We start from the raw sequence: 17,360 nt of genomic DNA, 5'->3' as shown, positions 1-17,360 counted from the left end.
CCGCATCGTCGCGCGGGTTGACGCCATTGCACGAAGGCACCCCGTGATGACCAATGATGCCGTGGCCGCCGCATCCGCACGCCGCGGCCTCACCCTCTTCGGCGTGTGGATCTTCGCCATCATCGGAATTCTGTGTCTTGTCGGCGCCGGCATCAACGCGGCGATCATGGCGCGGTTCATGGCCGTCTCGGAGATCGGCGTGGCGGAAATCGCCTCCGTCGAGCGGCAATCCCGCAAAGGCGGAGACGTGTTTCTGGCGCGCGTCGTCGTCGCGCCACCGGGCGGAGAAAGGCTGACGGACACGCTGACCTTCAACGAGAGGCCCGCGATCGGCGATCGGGTCGAGGTCCGCTACGCCGCCAATTCCTTCCTCCACATCATGCCCGTCTCCGTCGCGGAGTCTGGATCGACCCAGGGCCTGCTCTGGACCGGTGCTGGGCTTCTTGTCGTCGCCGCCCTGTTCCATCTTCGCCATCGACGTCGCGGCTAGACGCCGAGCAGCGCCTCCGCGCAGGCATCCAGGATCGCGCTCTCATCCAGCCCGTATTCGGCATAGAGCGTCGGGATGTCCCCCGCCTGCCCGAACCGGTCCACGCCGAGCGGCACCACCCGTTGCCCGCGCACGGCACCGAGCCAGGCATGCGCCGCGGGATGGCCATCGAGGATCGTGACCAGTGCCGCCCCCGCCGCCATCGGCGCCAGCAGCTGCTCGATATGCGAGCCAACCCGCGTGCCCCCCCGCCCTGCACGCCGCGCCTTCAGCCACTCCGCGTGCAGGCGGTCGGGCGAGGTGATCGCGAGAAGCCCTGCCCCCGGCTCCTCCGCGCGCAACTCGGCGAAGGCGGCCTCGGCTTCGGGTGCGACCGGGCCCTGATAGGCGATGGCGATGCGCGCACCCTCCGCCGGCTTCACCACCCAGTGTGCGCCCGCGATCACCGCCGCCGGGTCGATCCGCCGATCCGGCTGGGTCAGGCCGCGTGTCGACAGGCGCAGCCACACCGAACTGCCCTGCGGCGCCTGCATGTGCGCGAACCCATGGCGCAGGAGCACCGCGAGCTCATCCGCATGCGATGGCTCGAAGGCCGCGAGCCGATCCTGCGCCATCCCCAGAAGCGGCGTGTTGATCGACTGGTGCTGCCCGCCCTCGGGCGCGAGGGTGATGCCCGAAGGCGTGCTCACCAGCATGAAGCGCGCATCCTGGTAGCAGCCATAGATCAGCGCATCGAGGCCGCGGTTCACGAAGGGGTCGTACACCGTCCCCACCGGCAGCAGCCGCGCCCCATAGAGGCTGTGCGAGAGGCCCAGCGCGCCGAGCACCAGGAACAGGTTCTGCTCGGCGATGCCGAGCTCCACATGCTGCCCCTCCGGCGACATCCCCCAGCGTTGGGCGGAGGCGAGCTTCGCGTCGCGGAACACGTCGTTCTTCTTGTGCCGGTCGAAGATGCCGCGCCGGTTCACCCACGGCCCGAGATTGGTGCTGACCGTCACATCCGGGCTCGTCGTGACGATCCGCGCCGCAAGATCCGCGCATTCGCCATTGCCGCGGCCGATCTCGGCGAGCATCTCGCCGAACGCCGCCTGGGTGGAGACGACACGCCCGGCCCCGGCGCCGGGTGTCGGCAGCAGCGCCGGCACGTGCACCATCGGCGAGGCCAGCGCGCGGCCCTCGGGCGCAATCGGCGTGGCGAAGGGCACCGCCTCGATGAAGGCGCGCAGCTCCGCCTCGGGCACGTCGAGCCCCTCAAAGAAATCCCACTCATGGCCGGGGCGGATGTTCATCGAGGTGCGAAAGATGTCCATCTGCTCGCGCGTCATCAGGCCGGAGTGGTTGTCCTTGTGGCCAGCGAACGGAAGCCCCATGCCCTTGATGGTGTAGGCGATGAAGCAGGTGGGCTGGTCGCCCTCGGCATCCTGGGTGCGGAAGGCCTCGCTCATGGTCTCGATGTCGTGGCCGCCCAGATTGGTCATCAGCGCCGACAGCTCGTCATCCGACAGCGGGTCGATGATGGCGCGCACGCCCGGCACCCGCCCGAGGTCGCTCAGCAGCGCGTTGCGCCAGGCGGCCCCGCCCTGGAAGGTCAGCGCGGCGTAGAGGCTGTTGGGGCAGTCATCGATCCAGCGGCGCAGCGTGTCGCCCTCGTCGCGGGCGAAGGCGGCGAGGAGTTTTCTGCCGTATTTGAGCGTGACGACGTTCCAGCCCATGTCGCGGAACAGGCCCTCGATGCGGCCGAACAGCCGGTCGGGCACCACGGAATCCAGGCTCTGGCGGTTGTAGTCGATCACCCACCAGACATCGCGGACGTCGTGCTTCCAACCCTCAAGCAGCGCCTCGTAGATATTCCCCTCGTCGAGCTCGGCATCGCCCACCAAGGCGATGTGCCGGCCGCGCGGCACGTCGGGGCGCGCGAGGCCATGCAGGTGCACGTAGTCCTGCACCAGCGACCCGAAGGTGGTCAGCGCGACACCGAGGCCCACCGAGCCGGTGGAGAAATCCACCTCCACCCCGTCCTTCACCCTCGATGGGTAGGGCTGGATGCCGCCGAATTCCCGCAGCGTGGACATCTTCTCCAGCGTCTGCCGCCCGAGCAGGTAGTTGATCGCGTGGAATACCGGCCCGGCATGCGGCTTCACCGCGACGCGGTCGGACGGCTTGAGCATGTCGAAATACAGCGCCGTCATCACCGAGATGATCGAGGCGCAGGAGGCCTGGTGCCCGCCCACCTTCAGCCCGTCCCGGTTGGGCCGGACGTGGTTCGCCGTATGGATCATCCAGGCCGAGAGCCAGAGCAGCTTCTTCTCGACGGCCTTGAGCATGCGGATGCGCGCGGCCTCGTCGATCGGCGCCGCCGGCGCTGGCTTGCCCTGCATGGTCATTCGGTTCACCCGGGTCTGTTGCTCGTAGAATAGGGCGCGCCGCCCCTGGCCGAAAGGCCGCCGCCGCATGCTGCACTGCAACGATTTCGTTTGCATCCGATGCCGCCGGGCGCGACGATGTTCCCCGACGAGGAGCGTCAGAACGGCAACCGAAGCAGCGCGCGGGCGCTCTGGCCCGCCGCATGGAGGCGCAGACATGCTCGACCAACCGATCGTCAATCTTTTCTCGCACGTGAAGCCCGCCGATACGCCCTGGCGCAAGGATGGGCTGCGCAGCTTCTTCGAATACAAGGATCTCGGCATCGCGGCCGCGACCGGCGGCCGCGTGATCGCCCACCTGGTCCGCGCCAACGAGGCGCCGGAAAAGGGCACCGGCTGGCACACCCACCAGTGCGAATTCCAGATCGTGCTGATGACCAAGGGCTGGGCGAAGTTCATGTACGAGGACAAGGTCACGCTGGTCGAGGCCGGCGACTGCGTCCACCAGCGCCCGGGCATCGTCCACTACCTGTTCGACTACTCGCCCGACATGGAATACCTCGAGATCGTGGGCCCCGCCGATTTCGGCAGCCAGGATGCCGAGCCCGCCGCCGCCGAGATCCCCGCGCCCACGCCCTGGACCAGCGCGCCGCCGCGATGACGCCGGCCGAAAAGGACCACGTCCGCGCGTCATTCGCGCTGGTGGAGCCGATCGCGGCGCAGGCGGGCGCGTTGTTCTACGGCCGCCTGTTCGAGCTCGACCCGAGCCTGCGCCCGCTGTTCCGCGGCGACATGGCGGAGCAGTCCGCGAAGCTCATGGCCATGATCGCCACTGTGACGAAGAACCTCGACAATCCCGGTGTGCTGGTCCCGGCCGTGCAGTCGCTCGGCAAGCGGCATGCGGGATACGGCGTGCAGGACAGCCACTACGCAACGGTCGGCGCGGCGCTGATCTGGACTCTCGGCCAGGGGCTGGGCGACAAGTTCACGCCCGAGGTCGAGGGCGCCTGGGTCACCGCCTACACCTTCCTGTCGGGCGTGATGCAGGAGGCCGCGCGGCACTGACGCCGCGGCCCTTGCTCAGAATTCGATGTCGAGCTCCGCGATCTCCTCGGGCTCCGCCTCGGCGTCGCGCATCCAGTCCTGCATGGCGTCCCAGCCCAGCACCGCATCGGCGAAGGTGCGGCAGGCGCCCTGCATCGCCACGTCATAGGTGACGTAGCGGCTGACCACGGGCGCGAACATGGCATCCGCGATGCAGGGTGCCGCGCCGAACAGGAAGGGCCCGCCCGAACGCGCGATGCAATCCTCCCAGATCGCGTTCACCGCGGCGATGTCGCCGCGCGGTCCGGTCCAGATGCGGAAGCCCGGCCGGCGCGCGCGGATGTTCATCGGCAGCGAGGAGCGCAGCGCGGAAAACCCCGAATGCATCTCGCCCGAGATCGAGCGACACAGCGCGCGCGCCTGGCGCTCCTCGGGCAGCATGTGCGCGGCCGGGAAGGCCTCGTTCAGGTACTCGGCCATGCCGAGCGTGTCCCACACCTTCACGTCGCCATGCACGAGCGCGGGATAGCGGATGGAGGAGGCGCGCATCAGCAGCTCCTCCTTCACGCGCGGGTCGTCCGGCGAGATCGATTCCGCGTGGAACGGCAGCCCGGCGATGCGGCAGAGCAGCCAGCCGCGCAGTGACCATGAGGAGTAGTTCCGGCTCGTGATGAACAAGACAGCTTCCGCCATGAGCCCAGCCCTTTTCCGCGAAGGGAGGAGGATATCAATTGATCGCGACGCGGGATACGCTGCATCGACTGTCCCGCGGAGAAGCTTTGCCGATGCTCTACAGCTTGACCGCCCTGCAGGAGGACCTCGCCGCACCGTTCCGGCGCATGGCGATGCTATCGGCGCGGATGCTGCTGGATGCCGCCGGCGACGCGCCGCAGAATTTCCCCGCCCGATACCTGGCCGGCGCGCTCGACGTCGCGGGGCGCGCCGCGGTGCTGCATCACCGCCCCGCCTTCGGCTTCACCACCGCGCGGCTGGGCAATCGCGACGTCGCCGTGCGCGAGGAGGCGGTGGCAAAGACGCCCTTCGCCACACTGCTGCGCTTCGTCAAGGAAGGTGCGGAGGAGCAGCCCAAGGTGCTCGTCACCGCGCCCATGTCGGGCCATTTCGCGACGCTGCTGCGCGGCACGGTCGAGACGATGCTGCCCGACTTCGACATCCACATCACCGACTGGCACAACCCGCGCGACGTGCCCGCCGCCGAGGGCGCCTTCGGCTTCGACGACTACGTCACCCACATCATCGATTTCCTGCGCGCCATGGGCCCGGGTTCGCATGTGCTGGCAGTCTGCCAGCCCTCCGTCCCCGTGCTCGCCGCGGCCGCCATCATGGCCGAGGACCGCGACCGCGCGCAGCCGCGTTCCATGACGCTGATGGCGGGGCCCATCGACACGCGCATCGCGCCCACCAAGGTCAATGAATTCGCCGCGCAGAAGGACATGGCCTGGTTCGAGAAGAACCTGATCCAGAAGGTGCCGTGGCAATTCGCCGGTGCGGGTCGCCGCGTCTATCCCGGTGCCACCCAGCTTTCCGCCTTCATGGCGATGAATATCGGGCGCCACATCAGCGGCCATGTCGGCCAGGTGAAGAACGTCGCGACCGCCGACGCCGCCGCCACCGAAACACACCGCCATTTCTATGAGGAGTATTTCTCCGTCATGGATCTCTCGGCGGATTTCTTCCTCGAGACGGTGGACCGCATCTTCAAGCGCCACGAGCTCGCGACCGGGCTTCTGGAATACCGCGGGCGCCGCGTGCGGCCGGAGCTCATTCGCCGCTGCGCGCTGATGGTGGTCGAGGGCGAGCGCGACGACATCTGCTCGGTCGGGCAGACGATGGCGGCGCTGGATCTGTGCTCGGGCATTCCGGTCAACATGCGCAACTACCACCTGCAGACCGGCGTCGGGCATTATGGCGTGTTCAACGGCCGACGCTGGCAGACGGAAATCTACCCGAAGGTGCGCGAGATGATCGAGAGCATGAGCTGATCAGCGCCTAGCCCTCCGGCCGGTGCAGCTGCACCGGCGCGCGCGTCACCGTGCGCACGCCGCGCTTGAAGGCGTGCAGGACGGGCGCGGTGGTGCGCAGCGCCATCACCGCATCGGGCGCGTCCAGCACGATCAGGTCGGCCGGCATGCCGACCGCCACGCCGTAATCGTCCTGGCGCAGGACGCGCGCCGCATCGGCCGTGATCATGCGGAAGATCGCAGCGACGTCGTCGTCATTGCCGCGCTGGCAGACGACGGCGTGCATGTTCGCCTGGCGCAGCAGCTGCCCATCCCCAAACGGCGTGAAGGGGTTGAGGATGTTGTTCGACGCGATGGAACACAGCACGCCGAGATCGGCGAAGCGGTTGGCATCCACCACCGCGCGCGGCACGTCGAACTCCGCGTGGCGTCCACCAAGGTAGAGGTCGGTCGCCACCAGCGGCGTCAGCGCGACGCCGCAGGCCGCCATGCGCCGCGCCACCTCCTCCATCGCCGCGATCGGCATGGTGGAGAGCTTCGTCACATGGCCGATGGCAACGCGCCCCTGCCAGCCATGCTTCTCCGCCAGGTCGCAGACCAGCAGCGTGTCGAGCTCCGATGCCGAGGCGCCGGAATCGAGGTGCATGTCGATGTCGGCGTCGTGCTCGATCGCCATCTCGAAGACGCGGTGGATCTGTCCCGCGCGATCGCTGTCGTAGTTCGGCGCGGCGCCGACGACGCGCGCGCCGTTGCGTAGCGCCTCCAGCATCAGCTCGTCCGTGCCGGGGTTGTTGAGCAGGCCCTCCTGCGGCATCACGCAGATCTCGAGGTCGATGGCCCAGGCGTAGCGGTCGCGCAGCGCCAGCACGCCCTCGAAGCCGCGCAGACCCACAAGGGGGTCGACCTCGCAATGGGTGCGCATGCGCATGGTGCCGTGGCTGATGCACTTCTCGATGGTCGCGGCGGCGCGCGCGGTCACGTCCTCGACGGTGAAGCTTTCCTTCACCGCCGAGACGCGCTCCATCGCGCGGTGCGGGTTGCGCGTGGTCTCGCATTCGCAGCGGCCGAGGATGCAGGATTTGTCGAGATGGATATGCGTCTCGACGAAGCCGCCTGCCACCACGCGGCCACCGGCGCGCACTTCCTCGCGCGCGGTCGCGGCGATGCGCGGCGCGATCTCCGCGATAAGGCCATCGAACACCGCGAGGTCCAGGGTGGGAGCGTCCGGCGCGGCATCGGGCAGGCGGATGTCGCGAAGGATCAGGTCAGGCTGCACGCGTGCTCTCCCGGAATGGACCGGGAGAGCCTAGCGGGTTTCGTGCCGCGGAAAAGCGGCCTCAGCGGACCAGGGCGCAGCCGCCTTCGGCGACGGGGCGGAAGGCGTCGTCGGTGCCGACCGTCTGCAGCAGCTTGTAGTAGTCCCACGGCGCGGTGCTCTCGGCCGGCGTCTTCACCTCGAACAGGTAGGCCGGGTGGATCTTGCGACCATCGGGGCGGATGGAGCCCGCGCCGAAGGCATCGTCATCGGCCGGTATCGCCTTCATGCGCGCGACCGTCGCCGCGCCATCGGCTTTGGCTGCGGCCACGCCCATGTCCTTCACGGTCTTGAGGTAGTGCAGCGCCGCCGAGTAGCAGCCGGCCTGCACCATCGAGGGCGGCTGGTTGCCCGGCATGTTGCCGCGCACGCGGGTGGTGAGCGCGCGGGTGCGGTCGTTGAGGTCCCAGTAGAAGGTCTCGGTCAGCACCAGGCCCTGCGCGGTGGGCAGGCCCAGCGAATGCACGTCGGTGATGAAGACGAGCAGGCCCGCGAGCTTCACGCCGCGCCGGGTGATGCCGAACTCGGCCGCCTGCTTGATGGAGTTGATGGTGTCCGCACCCGCGTTGGCGAGGCCGATCACCTTGGCGCGGGACGCCTGCGCCTGCACCAGGTAAGAGGAGAAATCCGTCGTGCCCGGGAAGGGCGTGCGGACCTGGCCGAGCACGCGGCCGCCGGCGGCGCGGATGAAGGCCGAGGTGTCGCGCTCGAGCGCATGACCGAAGGCGTAGTCGGCGGTGATGAAGAACCAGCTGTCGCCGCCGGCGCGCACCATCGCGCCACCGGTGCCCTTGGCGAGCATCCAGGTGTCGTAGGTCCAGTGGATCGTGTTCGGGCTGCACTGCGCGCCGGTGAGGTCCGAGGTGGCGGCGCCGGAGTTCAGGAAGATCTTGTTCTTCTCGCGCGCCACGCCGGCGACGGCGAGGGCGACCGAGCTCGTCGGCACGTCGATGATGGCATCCACGCCATCACGGTCGAACCAGGTGCGCGCGATGGTGGACCCGACATCGGGGCGGTTCTGGTGGTCCGCCTGCACGACCTCGACATTGAAGCCCAGCGCGCCGAGCTCGCTGATCGCCTGGCGTGCGCAGATGGTGGAGCCGGGGCCGGAGAGGTCGCGATAGGTGCCGGACTGGTCGTTCAGCACGCCGATCTTGATGGTGCCGGCGGCCTGGGCGCGGGCGCGGGCGAAGGGCAGGCCGGCAAGGGTGCCGGCGCCGGCGGCGAGGGCGCCGCGGCGGGAAAGGGTCATTGGTTTTTCCTCGGTTATGGCCCGTCTATAGACGCGTCGCGTCCGGGAGGCAAAAGCCTCAGCTGCCGACCTTGAGCGTGCTCACCAGGCCCCGCAGGCAGGCGAGGATAGACAGCGGCGTGATCTTGCCGGTGCGGGGGTTTTCCTCCGAGGGCACGTTCTCGATGGTCATGGTCAGGCGCACTTCGGCGGACTCCACCCGGATGGTGTGGGTGTTGCGCGTGACCGCGGGGTCGGCCCAGATTTTTACCTGTGTGCGCTCTGGACCTATGCCGGCCATGGCAAGTGCGGCGGCGACGTTGACATTGGCGGGGAAACCGGCCGCCGCGTCAAAGGCGTTGCCCTCGAAAATGAGCTTTGCCTCGCCGGTGACGGCAAGCACGTCGATCCCGTGCTGCGCAAGATAGGGCGCGCCGACCAGCCCACCCGGCGGCTTGCGCGTCTCGATGGTGACGGACGACACGCTGCCCTCCGCAGCCGCGCGCACGGCGTCGAGGCCGAGCAGCGCGCCGGTGGGGATGATGATGCGCGCGCCGGTCGCGCGCGCCTGCTCCACCAGGCGCATGCGCGGCAGCAGCGCGCCGCAGGAGGACGGGACGAAGATGCGCCCGCGCGCGATGGCGGCGGTGGCCACTTCCTCGAACACGGAGGCGGGCGCGGCCTCGACCACGATGTCGGCGACTTCGGCGAGGCCGGCAAGCGAGGTGATCGCCGGGCGTCGGGCGAAGCCGGCGAGGTTGTCGGCGGCCTTGGCGTGGTCGCGCGCAGCGACCGCCACGAGCTCCAGCCCCTCCACGCCGCGATCGAGCGCGCGTGCGAGGTGCAGCCCGATGGCGCCGAGACCTGCGATACCGACCTTCAACGCCACGCTATTCCTCCTTGAACCCGTATTCAGGGATGCCCTGTTCCGCGCCATAATACTTGTAGGGCAGGAACTTGCCACTCATGGAGATTTTGACCCGGTCGCCCTTGGGGTTGGGCTGGCGTTCGAAGTCGAAATCGAAGTCGATGGCGGACATGATTCCGTCGCCGAACTCCTCCTCGATCAGTGCCTTCCAGGCCGGCCCGTTGACCATCACCATTTCGTAGAAACGGTAGATGAGCGGGTCGGTCGGCGGCATCGCCGTGCCGCGATAGGGCACCTCGTTGAGCATCCGCTCCTCGGTCTCGCTGAGCCCGAACAGCGCCGCTGCCTTGGCCGCGAGCGGCTTGACCAGCTTCATCTGCCCAAGCAGCGCGCCGACGATCAACGTGTCCGACACGCCGCCGATCTCGGCGCAGATGTGCTTCCAGGTGAAATTCTTCTCGCGCTTGATGTCGAGGATTTTTTCGGTGAGTTCCACACGGGTCATGGTGTGCTCCTTGGTTGGGTGGTTGGCGCGCCGCGGGCGTTCATGCCCCCGGCCTTACTTCGGGCGCGTGTCTCGGATTCCAATCGGCCGGCAGGCCTTGGGCCATCAGGCGCGAGCGCGTGATGAGGAAGTCGAGGATGTGCTCGCGCAGCGCGTGGTAGCCGGGCAGCTTGTGCAGCGTCGCCCGCATCCGCGGCCGTGGCAGCGTGTTCACCACCACTTCGGCCAGCCGCGCATCCGGGCCGTTCGTCATCAGCAGGATGCGGTCGGCGAGCAGGATCGCCTCGTCCACGTCATGGGTGATCATGAAGGCGGTCTGGTCGGCCTCGCTCACGAGCCGCGCGACCTCGTCCTGCAGCGCACCGCGCGTCAGCGCGTCGAGCGCGGAGAAAGGCTCGTCCATCAGCAGCATCTTGGGCGCGATGGCGAAGGCGCGCGCGATGCCCACGCGCTGCTTCATGCCGCCCGAAAGCTGCGACGGTTTTTTGTCGGCGGCCGCCGTCAGCCCGACGCGCTCCAGCGCCTCGCGCGCCGCGTCGCGCAGCTGCGCACGCGGCATGTCCTTGTGCCGGCACGACAGCGCGAAGGCGACGTTCTGCTCGGCCGTCATCCAGGGCATCAGCGCATGTCCCTGGAAGATCACCGCGCGGTCGAGAGAGGGCCCCTCGATCGCTTGCCCATCGACGATGACCTCGCCATCCGAGGGCTTCTCCAGCCCCGCAAGGATGTTCAGCACGGTCGTCTTCCCGCACCCCGAATGGCCCACCAGGCAAACGAACTCGCCGCGGTTCACGCCGAACCAGAGATCCTCGAAAATCGTGGCCCCGGGATAGCGCCGCGCAATCCCCTCAACCGAGACATAGGCGTGGTTCATTCCTGCCACGCGACCGCTCCCGCCACCCATCCCAGCAACCGATCCAGCAGCAGCCCCACCAGCCCGATCATCAGGATCGCGATGACGATGTCCGCCAGGCTGAGATTGTTCCACTGGTTCCACACCCAATACCCAATCCCGGTTCCGCCCACGAGCATCTCCGCGGCGACGATCACCAGCCAGGCGATGCCGATGGAAATGCGCATCCCCGTCAGGATCGTGGGCGCCGCCGCGGGCAGGATCACCCGCCAGGCGGTCTTGAGGCTGCCCGCCTCCAGCGTGCGCGCCACGTTCAGCCATTCCCGCCGCACGCTGCCCACGCCGAACGCCGTGTTCAACAACATCGGCCAGATCGAGCAGATGAAGATCACGAACACCGAGGAAATCGAACTGTCCTTGATCGTGTAGAGCGCCAACGGCATCCACGCCAACGGCGAGACCGGCCGCAACACCTGGATGAACGGGTTCAGCACCGCACCCAGCAACGGCGACATCCCGATGGCGAAGCCCAGCGGAATCGCGACCAGTGCCGCGAGCCCAAACCCGATGCCGACGCGCGCTAGCGAATAGGCGATCTGCACGCCGATGCCCTGGTCGTTGGTGCCGCGCACGTAGAAGGGGTCGCGCAGCAGCTGCCACAGCCGCGCGGCGATCTCGGAGGGCATGGGCATCGGCGTCTGCCCACCCTGCGCGGCGGCGGCGCCGACGAGGGCGGCGTATTCGGCGTCGACGACGGAGCCGCCAGTCGCGGCGCTGCTGCGCAGCGCGAGCTCCCAGGCGCCGAGGAAGAGGATGAGGAGCGCCAAAGAGAGGAGAGAGGAACGCCAGAAGGGGATAAGCATGGGAGCTACCTTGACAGCATGGGGGAATGAATTCCCCCAAACCCCCATCTTTTATTTTTATCTATTGGTGCTTCCTCGCAGCCAGCACCAAAAAATCAAAAATAAAAGATGGGGGTCTGGGGGAAATTCTTTTCCCCCAGTCTTCAGTTTCGACGAATAGGCTGCGCCGCGAGATATGGCCCCGGATCATTCGGATCGAAGGTGCGCCCGTTGATCACATAGCTCCGCATCGGCGAAGCCGGCACCTCGATCCCCGCCTCCCGCATCGCGCGGCCTGCATCGAGCGCGAGGTACACCTGCTCGGCAACACCCTTGTAATCCACGTCGCGCGTCAGCTGCCCCCAGCGGCGCATCTGCGTCAGCATCCAGATCGCCATGGAGTGCCAGGGGAACGGATCGAAGCCCACGCGGTTCGGCACGCGCTGCACCTGGCCGAGCCCGTCCGCATAGGTGCCGGTCAGCACCTGCTGCACCACCGTCTCGGGCTGGTTGAGGTAGTTCTCGGCGGAGACGACGCGCGCCACCTCGCGCCGGTTCTCAGGTTTGTTGGCGTGCGCGGTGGCCTCGACGATCGCGCGCAGCAGGGCGGCGAAGGTGTTGGGCTGGGTCTGCACCATCGAGCGCGGCACGGCGAAGGCGCAGCACGGGTGGCCGTCCCACATCTCCTTCGTCAGCACATGGATGAAGCCCACGCCGTCGAAGACCGCGCGCTGGTTGAACGGGTCCGGCCCGAGGAAGCCGTCGATGTTGTCGGCGCGCAGGTTCGCGACCATTTCCGGCGGCGGGACGGAGCGGATCTGCACGTCGCGGTCCGGATCCAGCCCGGCCTCGGCCAGGTAGTCGCGCAGCAGGTAGTTGTGCATGGAGAAATCGAACGGCACGGCGAAGCGGAAGCCGCGCCAGTCGCGCGGGTTGCGTTTGTCGCGGTGCTTCATGGCCAGCGTGATGGCTTGGCCGTTGATGTTCTCGATCGCGGCGACGGACCAGGGGATGGGGTTGGCCACGCCGACGCCCAGCGACATCGCGAGCGGCATCGGGGCGAGCATGTGAGCGGCGTCGTATTCGCCGGCGATGGCGCGGTCGCGGATGACCGCCCAGCCGGCGGTGCGGATCACGTCGACGTTGAGGCCCTGGCGCTCATAGAAGCCCATCGGCTTGGCCATGATGATGGGCGTGGCGCAGGTGATGGCGATGAAGCCGATCTTGAGGTCGCGCTTCTCCGGCGCGGCCGGCGTCTGCGCGAAGGCCTCGCGCGCATGGCCGAGCGGGAAGACGGAGGCGATCGCGGCCATCAGCGTCGCGGAACCGAAGGTGGCGAGCATGGCGCGGCGCGTGGGTGCGGCGGGGAAGACGGCGCGGAGGACCGCCTCGTCGGCGGCGGCGCCGAAGGCACCGGTGCCGTCGGTGGGGGCGTCGCAGGCGAAGCCCGACTGGTGCGGCATGGCGCAGCCGCAGGCGAAGGGGGTTGGGCGCGTCATGGCGGCATCTCCGGCAGGCTTATGCGCCGGAGATCGCCGGCGCCTTTGCCGCGGCCAAGCAATGCATGTGCCGCATCAAGCTGTGGCGCCGCCTCCCGGCGCAGGCCGCCAGATGCGCCAATCCTGTGCAGCATGGCGCGGGATTGTGCGGCGGCAGCCTAGAGGCCCAGTTCGCTGAGGCTTGGATGATCGTCCGGCCGCGGCCCCCAGGGCTCCCACAGGAATAGCCGGTCGGCGGCGGCGATGGGGCGGTCGTTGATGCTGGCCTCGCGCCGCCGCATCAGGCCCTGCGCGTCGAATTCCCACTGCTCGTTGCCGTGGCTGCGGAACCAGTTCTGCGAGTCATCGCGCCATTCATAGGCGAAGCGCACGGCGATGCGGTTGTCGGTGAAGGCCCAGACCTCCTTGATCAGCCGGTACTCCAGTTCGCGCGCCCATTTGCGCGTGAGGAACTCCACGATGGCGGGGCGGCCGGCGAAGAATTCCGCGCGGTTCCGCCACTGGCTGTCGGCGGTGTAGGCGAGCGAGACGGCGACCGGGTCGCGGCGGTTCCACGCATCCTCGGCGCGGCGCGCCTTGAGCGCGGCGGTCGTGGCATCGAAGGGCGGAAAGGGCGGGCGGCTCTCCGACATCAGCGGATCGGCGGCGAGTACATCAGGCCCCCCCTGTTCCACAGCGCGTTGATCCCGCGCTCGAGGTTGATGCCGCTCGCGGCACCCAGGTTGCGCTCATAGATCTCGGCGTAGTTGCCGACCGCGCGGATCGCGTTGTAGGCCCAGCGCCGGTCCAGCGCCATCATCGGCCCATGGTCCCCGGCATTGCCGAGCAGGCGCCGGATCGCGGGATCGGGGCTTGCCAGCATCGCCTCGGCATTCTCGCTGGTGACGCCCAGTTCCTCCGCCTCGATCAGCGCGAAGATGGTCCAGCGCACGATGTCGTTCCACTGGTCGTCGCCCTGGCGCACCACCGGCGTCAGCGGCTCCTTGCTGATGCGGTCGGCCAGCACGTGGTGCTCGGCGGGGTTGGACATGGCAGTGATGAGGCCGATGAGCTGGCTCGCATCGGTCGAGATCGCGTCGCAGCGGCCGGCATCATAGGCGATGCGCGCCTCGTCATTCTGTTCGAACACAACGGGGTTGTAGCGGATGTTGTTCGCCCGCGCCCAATCGGCGAGGTTCAGCTCGCTGGTGGAACCGGCGAAGGTGCAGATCGTGGCACCCGCGAGGTCGCGCGCGGTGCGCACCGCCGGGTTGCGACGGGTGAGAAATCCCTGGCCGTCGTAGAAGATCACGGCGGTGAAGTTCACGCCCACGGCCGTGTCGCGCGAATGCGTCCAGGTGACGGTGCGCGGAAGCAGGTCGATCTCGCCCGATTGCAGCACGGCGAAGCGCGCCTGGCTCGTCAGCGGGGTGAAGCGCACCTTGCGCGCATCCCCCAGCACGGCGGCCGCGACCGCGCGGCAGATGTCGGGATCCATGCCGCGATAGACGCCGCGGCTGTCCGGCGCACCAAAGCCCGGCGCATTGGGCGCGGCGCCGCAGGACAGCACGTCGCGCTGGCGCACGCCGGCGAGCGTGGGCCCGGGCAGGATCGATTGCGCGCCCGCCTCGGCGGCGATGCCGAGGCCGATCAGGGCGGCCAGGCCAGTGATGCGGAACCAGTGGTGCATGAGGCGCGTCCTTTCAGGGGATCGCCGTGGCGCCATGCAATGCGCGCGCCGCGGCCCCGGCGCGGTGACTCAGACCACCGGGCTTTTTCCGCCATCGACGTTCAGCGCCGTGCCGGTGATGTAGCCGCCACCTTCGGAGCACAGGAACAGAGCCGTCGCGGCGAATTCCTCGGCGCGGCCGAGCCGGCCCATCGGCACCGCCTTGCCCTGCTCCGCCTTCCACTCCTCCCAGGTGATGTTGCGCTTCTCGTTGGCGTGGCGCCGCACCCATTGGTCGGATTCGATGATGCCCACGAGCAGCGCGTTCACCAGCACGTTGTCGGGTGCGAATTCATTCGCGAGGGCTTTTGTCAGCGCCATCCCCGCCGCGCGGCTCACCGAAGTGGGCGCCGAGGTCGCGAGCGGCGCCTTCGCGCCGATGTTGAGCACGTTGATGATGCGGCCCCAGCGGCGCTCGCGCATGCCCGGCAGCACCGCGCGGCACAGCCGGATGGCGGCGAACAGCTTCAGGTCCAGGTCGGATTGCCAGAAGGCGTCAGTCTGTTCGAGGAACGGGCCGCGCTGCGAGGTGCCGGCATTGTTGATCAGGATGTCGACCGCGCCCGCCGCCTCGGCCGCATGCGCACAGCCCTCGACGGTGCCCACATCGGCGGCGATCGTGATCACGCGCGCCGTTGGTGCCGCGGCCTTGATGCTCGCCTCCGCGCTCGACAGCGCCTCGATGCCGCGCGCCACGATGGCCACCGCCGCACCCGCCTTCGCGAATGCCGTCGCCATCGCGAGGCCAAGGCCCTTGGAACCGCCGGTGATGAGCGCGGTGCGCCCGGTGAGCTGGTCGTTCATGGTCGTGCCTCCGCGTTGGCGGCACTCCGCACGCGGCCGCGGCCTGCGTCAAGCCGCGCGGTCAGGCCTCGCGCGGCTCGGCAAAGCGAATGAAGCGGCGCATCTGCTGCGCATAGGCGCGGTTGCGCCAGGCGTTGAGACGGAAGGCGATCGCGTGCAACAGCACCAGGCTCGGCGCGCGCAGGCCAAGCCTGCGGCTGATCTCCCCGATCACCGCCAGGTCGCGCGGATCATTGCGGCGCAAGGTCACCGGCAGGAACTTGGACGGGCCGCAATAGTGGCGCACCTTCGCGCTCTGCCATCCTTGCGTGAACTTGCCGCCGGCCTGGAAATTGTAGGTGAAGGGCAGCGGCGTCCAGTCATTCTCGAACAGGATGTTCGAGGCGCATTGGTCGTTGGGGGGGCAGTTGAGCTTGTAGCGGCAATGGGTCTCCTGCTCGGCCATCGCATCGGCGAACCGCCCAAGGAAGGCGTCCTCCCAGCGCGAGGTGTCGAACACCATCACGCCGGAGTTGAAGTAGCGCGACCGCATGGCGGGGTCGTGGAAGCCGTGGTCGACCTCCTTGCGAAAGACGCCCGTCGAACTCAGGTCCATGTCGAGCACCGCCGCGACGGGCCGGCCATCCATGTCCAGCCGCTCGATCTCCAGATCCTCGAACACCAACGTGTCGGTATCGAGGTAGACGACGCGGTCGGCGGTCTTCACCGCCTCGGCGATCGCGGCGAGGCGCAGGAACGACGCGTTGGTCACATGCCCTACCGAGAGGAAGCGCTCCATGGCCACGTCTTCGATGGAATGGAGATGCAGCTCACCGCCGGCAGCCTTTACCGCGCGAGTGAATATCTCGCCCTCTGTACCCGCTACGAAATGATGACAAAATAAATGGTAATCACGGCCGCTCGGTTGCGACAGCACCGCCGACAATATCGCGTACTGCGCGAGTAAGAACGTGCGTCGGTCAGTGACATAGACATACGATACACGCATGGGTTGATCCTCTCTCAGAGTAATCGCCCCAGCGCGCGACTGCTGACCGGAGATGAAGTATACTACCGGTGTGCATACGATCATTCTACTGCACCGCAGCATTCGTTCCGCGTGCGTCTGATCAAGGAAAAGGGAGGATGGGGCGACCAACGGGGCTCGAACCCGTGACATTCGGCACCACAAGCCGACGCTCTGCCAACTGAGCTATGGCCGCCACACAGGGTGCGGGAGATAGAGCGCCGTGGCAGGGTGCGTCAACTGGCGCGGGGCATTCGGACGATGGCGGGTCGGGTGGCAACCATCATCAGGCGCAACACGGCGGTATCGCTGGCCGAGGACGAGCACGCGGTTCGGCTGCTGCAGGAACCGCGGGCCGGTGTGCGAGGGCCGATGGTCGCGGCCGTCTGCGTCGCCGCATTGCTCGTGGGCGTGGCCATGGTGCTGGCGCTGCCGAGGGCGCTTGCGGTGCTGCTGGGCCTGGTGCCGTTGCTCGCGGTGGCGGCGATGCTGGTGTTGATCCCGCGCCGCGCGGTGACGATCGGCGACGGGCTGGTGCAGGTGAGCGGGCGGGGCGGGTGGACGGAGCCGCTATCGGCCTATGCCGGGCTGCACGCCTGGGTGGATCGCTGGGAGGTGGTGCCGGCGGATCGCGAGGTGACGGACATCACCGGGCGCGTCGAGATCGTGCGCGGCGCGGACGAGGCGCAGCGCTACCAGGAAGGCGTACTGACGCTGGAGCATCGCCAGGATGCCCGACGCTCGATCGATCTCATCCGGCAGCCGAAGGGGGCGATCCGCAGCGCCGTCGCGCAGGGGCTCGCGCAGCGGCTCGGGGTGGCGCTGCGCTGGACTCATTGAGGCGGCGGCG

General features: G+C 68.3%; 18 protein-coding genes and 1 tRNA gene. 5 read left to right on the top strand and 14 right to left on the bottom strand.

All coding sequences use genetic code 11. The features are described 5' to 3' along the window. Nucleotides 1–46 precede the first annotated feature (46 nt). Nucleotides 47–490, top strand: a complete 444-nt coding sequence (locus GXW79_RS06705; RefSeq protein ID WP_211873575.1) for a hypothetical protein — start codon at nucleotides 47–49, stop codon at nucleotides 488–490. Here the strand turns inward: GXW79_RS06705 and GXW79_RS06700 are convergent. After that, nucleotides 487–2,814 carry a transketolase gene (locus GXW79_RS06700; protein WP_211873604.1) on the bottom strand — a complete coding sequence of 776 codons (2,328 nt, stop codon included), beginning with the start codon at nucleotides 2,812–2,814 and terminating at the stop codon, nucleotides 487–489. The genes GXW79_RS06705 and GXW79_RS06700 overlap by 4 nt on opposite strands. A gap of 256 nt (nucleotides 2,815–3,070) precedes the next feature. On the opposite strand from GXW79_RS06700, the gene GXW79_RS06695 reads away from it, so the two are divergent. Continuing rightward, entirely contained in the window at nucleotides 3,071–3,514 is a 444-nt protein-coding gene (locus tag GXW79_RS06695) for a cupin domain-containing protein (protein ID WP_211873574.1), read from the top strand. Next, a complete protein-coding gene (locus tag GXW79_RS06690) occupies nucleotides 3,511–3,918 on the top strand; it encodes a globin family protein (protein WP_211873573.1) in 408 nt (135 codons plus the stop codon). Before GXW79_RS06695 ends, GXW79_RS06690 begins: the two co-directional genes overlap by 4 nt. Nucleotides 3,919–3,933: 15 nt before the next feature. Here the strand turns inward: GXW79_RS06690 and GXW79_RS06685 are convergent, their stop codons facing one another. Continuing rightward, a complete protein-coding gene (locus GXW79_RS06685) occupies nucleotides 3,934–4,590 on the bottom strand; it encodes a glutathione S-transferase (RefSeq protein ID WP_211873572.1) in 657 nt (218 codons plus the stop codon). 92 nt (nucleotides 4,591–4,682) lie between these two features. Here GXW79_RS06685 and GXW79_RS06680 point away from each other — a divergent pair, with 92 nt between their 5' ends. Continuing rightward, a complete protein-coding gene (locus GXW79_RS06680; protein WP_211873571.1) occupies nucleotides 4,683–5,900 on the top strand; it encodes a polyhydroxyalkanoate depolymerase in 1,218 nt (405 codons plus the stop codon). Nucleotides 5,901–5,907: 7 nt separating this feature from the next. Here the strand turns inward: GXW79_RS06680 and GXW79_RS06675 are convergent, their stop codons facing one another. The 12 genes from GXW79_RS06675 to GXW79_RS06620 all read right to left on the bottom strand — a co-directional run bounded on the left by GXW79_RS06675 (nucleotide 5,908) and on the right by GXW79_RS06620 (nucleotide 16,706). Then, a complete protein-coding gene (locus GXW79_RS06675; protein WP_211873570.1) occupies nucleotides 5,908–7,155 on the bottom strand; it encodes an amidohydrolase family protein in 1,248 nt (415 codons plus the stop codon). A gap of 61 nt (nucleotides 7,156–7,216) precedes the next feature. Further along, nucleotides 7,217–8,446 carry an ABC transporter substrate-binding protein gene (locus GXW79_RS06670; protein WP_211873569.1) on the bottom strand — a complete coding sequence of 410 codons (1,230 nt, stop codon included), beginning with the start codon at nucleotides 8,444–8,446 and terminating at the stop codon, nucleotides 7,217–7,219. 58 nt (nucleotides 8,447–8,504) lie between these two features. Next, nucleotides 8,505–9,314, bottom strand: a complete 810-nt coding sequence (locus GXW79_RS06665) for an aspartate dehydrogenase (RefSeq protein WP_367614822.1) — start codon at nucleotides 9,312–9,314, stop codon at nucleotides 8,505–8,507. A 1-nt stretch (nucleotide 9,315) separates the two neighbouring features. Further along, nucleotides 9,316–9,798, bottom strand: coding sequence for a cyanase (gene cynS / locus GXW79_RS06660; protein WP_211873567.1), 483 nt, complete (start codon nucleotides 9,796–9,798; stop codon nucleotides 9,316–9,318). A gap of 40 nt (nucleotides 9,799–9,838) precedes the next feature. After that, on the bottom strand, nucleotides 9,839–10,672 hold the full coding sequence (locus GXW79_RS06655) for an ABC transporter ATP-binding protein (RefSeq protein WP_211873603.1): 834 nt from the start codon (nucleotides 10,670–10,672) through the stop codon (nucleotides 9,839–9,841). Next, nucleotides 10,669–11,514 (bottom strand): nitrate ABC transporter permease, encoded by an 846-nt coding sequence (gene ntrB / locus GXW79_RS06650; RefSeq protein WP_211873566.1) that lies wholly within the window; start codon nucleotides 11,512–11,514, stop codon nucleotides 10,669–10,671. The genes GXW79_RS06655 and ntrB overlap by 4 nt, the downstream gene beginning before the upstream one ends. Before the next feature lie 143 nt (nucleotides 11,515–11,657). Next, a complete protein-coding gene (locus GXW79_RS06645; protein ID WP_246503778.1) occupies nucleotides 11,658–12,992 on the bottom strand; it encodes a CmpA/NrtA family ABC transporter substrate-binding protein in 1,335 nt (444 codons plus the stop codon). 158 nt (nucleotides 12,993–13,150) lie between these two features. Then, nucleotides 13,151–13,624 (bottom strand): nuclear transport factor 2 family protein, encoded by a 474-nt coding sequence (locus tag GXW79_RS06640; protein WP_211873565.1) that lies wholly within the window; start codon nucleotides 13,622–13,624, stop codon nucleotides 13,151–13,153. Next, nucleotides 13,624–14,661, bottom strand: coding sequence for an amino acid ABC transporter substrate-binding protein (locus tag GXW79_RS06635; RefSeq protein ID WP_211873564.1), 1,038 nt, complete (start codon nucleotides 14,659–14,661; stop codon nucleotides 13,624–13,626). The genes GXW79_RS06640 and GXW79_RS06635 overlap by 1 nt, the downstream gene beginning before the upstream one ends. A 69-nt stretch (nucleotides 14,662–14,730) precedes the next feature. Continuing rightward, nucleotides 14,731–15,504 (bottom strand): SDR family oxidoreductase, encoded by a 774-nt coding sequence (locus GXW79_RS06630; RefSeq protein WP_211873563.1) that lies wholly within the window; start codon nucleotides 15,502–15,504, stop codon nucleotides 14,731–14,733. A 61-nt stretch (nucleotides 15,505–15,565) separates the two neighbouring features. Continuing rightward, nucleotides 15,566–16,282: a glycosyltransferase family 8 protein gene (locus GXW79_RS06625; protein WP_211873562.1), complete on the bottom strand. Its 717-nt coding sequence runs from the start codon at nucleotides 16,280–16,282 to the stop codon at nucleotides 15,566–15,568. Nucleotides 16,283–16,630: 348 nt separating this feature from the next. Then, nucleotides 16,631–16,706 (bottom strand) — tRNA-His (locus GXW79_RS06620). Nucleotides 16,707–16,783: 77 nt separating this feature from the next. Here GXW79_RS06620 and GXW79_RS06615 point away from each other — a divergent pair. Next, entirely contained in the window at nucleotides 16,784–17,350 is a 567-nt protein-coding gene (locus GXW79_RS06615; protein WP_211873561.1) for a hypothetical protein, read from the top strand. The last annotated feature ends 10 nt before the right edge of the window (nucleotides 17,351–17,360 follow it).

The sequence above is a fragment of the Plastoroseomonas arctica genome (assembly GCF_018128965.1).
Lineage (GTDB): Bacteria > Pseudomonadota > Alphaproteobacteria > Acetobacterales > Acetobacteraceae > Plastoroseomonas > Plastoroseomonas arctica.
The sequence above is the reverse complement of the archived record's forward strand: the minus strand, read 5'-3'. Positions and strand labels throughout refer to the sequence as shown.